This is a genomic window from Methylosinus sp. R-45379 (genome assembly GCF_001644125.1).
Taxonomy (GTDB): Bacteria; Pseudomonadota; Alphaproteobacteria; order Rhizobiales; family Beijerinckiaceae; genus Methylosinus.
Genome location: NZ_LUUM01000205.1, coordinates 1 through 1,030, shown reverse-complemented (window position 1 = coordinate 1,030; position 1,030 = coordinate 1). Strand labels below are relative to the sequence as shown.

Sequence of the window (1,030 nt, the reverse complement as noted above, 5' to 3'; positions counted from 1 at the left end):
CGCGCCGCGGCTTTTGGCGCGCGACTTTTCCCCGGCTTCGCGCGGGCGCCGCCTCCCTCCCGGGCCTCGACGTCGAGTGCGCGGGTGGCGAGCGCGACGACGCGCGGAATCGGCTTTTCGCCCTGCTCGTAGTAGGAGATCATCCGCCGGCCGATCCCGAGGGCTCGGGCGGCCGTGTCGAGCGTGTAGGCCCGGCGCTCGCGCCAGATCTTGAACTCGCCGGCCGACATTGTGGCGCCGGCCTGTTCCTGAGCGAGCCGCCAAAGCGTATCCGCGCTCATATCGATCTCGTCGGACCAGACGATATCGGTCCCGAGATCGCCGAGCCGAACCGACTTGAACAATTCTGGGGCTTGGCGAAGCGGCTGGTAGAGCTTGTAAGCTCCGATATGGTCCGAGACGTCGACTCTGCCCGACGCGCCATTGTTCCATTCGAGCCGCAGCGCCCACGGCCTGCGGCTATCGACCTTCACGGCCACGATGCGCGGCGGCGCCTTCCTCGGCATGTTCAACCCCGTTCGTTGAGCCGCGCCCATTCGATCGCGAGCGCGTCCCCGTTCCGCTGCGCCCACTCCAAGGCCTCCGCGATCTGCGCGGGCTTCGCTCGGCCGGCGATGACCTCAAGTCCGTCCAGCGCGATCAACACCTCGAAAGTGGTCGAGACAATGTGAAAATGCGGCGGGCTGTGATCGTCGGCATACATTCGAATATAAACCGAACCGAATTGTTTCAGTGTCGGCACGACGCAGCCTCGGAACGAGATGCAATAGTTGCACTAGGAAGCGTGGAAATCAAGGCGACGGGGTGGTGGACCAGGCTCCAAATTCCCACTTTCCAGGCGCCGGTTCTCCGAGCCATGGGGAGTCGAGCCAAAGTCTGCGGGGCCGGCGCGAGTTGTCCGCGAAAGACGCGACTGCGCGGCGTCCCCGCCGTCGCCGTCCCTCGGCGCGGAGCGCTGAAGCGCCGAGTCGGCCCCCGTCTCCCGCGAAGCTTTGCGGGAGACGGGGGCCTTTCCGTTCAGCCGAGCAGC

The 1,030-nt window shown here is 66.2% G+C and carries 2 protein-coding genes and 1 pseudogene; all 3 read right to left on the bottom strand.

Translation table 11 applies throughout. From position 1 onward, the window contains the following. Positions 1-281, bottom strand: a 281-nt coding sequence (locus A1351_RS25815; RefSeq protein ID WP_245291624.1) for a helix-turn-helix transcriptional regulator, incomplete at its 3' end; no start/stop codon positions are given. Positions 282-311: 30 nt separating this feature from the next. Beyond that, positions 312-506: pseudogene (locus A1351_RS26180) on the bottom strand (hypothetical protein); the annotation flags it as partial. A gap of 2 nt (positions 507-508) precedes the next feature. Further along, the gene (locus A1351_RS09000) at positions 509-742 is read right to left on the bottom strand and encodes a DUF4160 domain-containing protein (RefSeq protein ID WP_245291623.1); all 234 of its coding nucleotides are present in this window, start codon (positions 740-742) and stop codon (positions 509-511) included. Positions 743-1,030 lie beyond the last annotated feature (288 nt).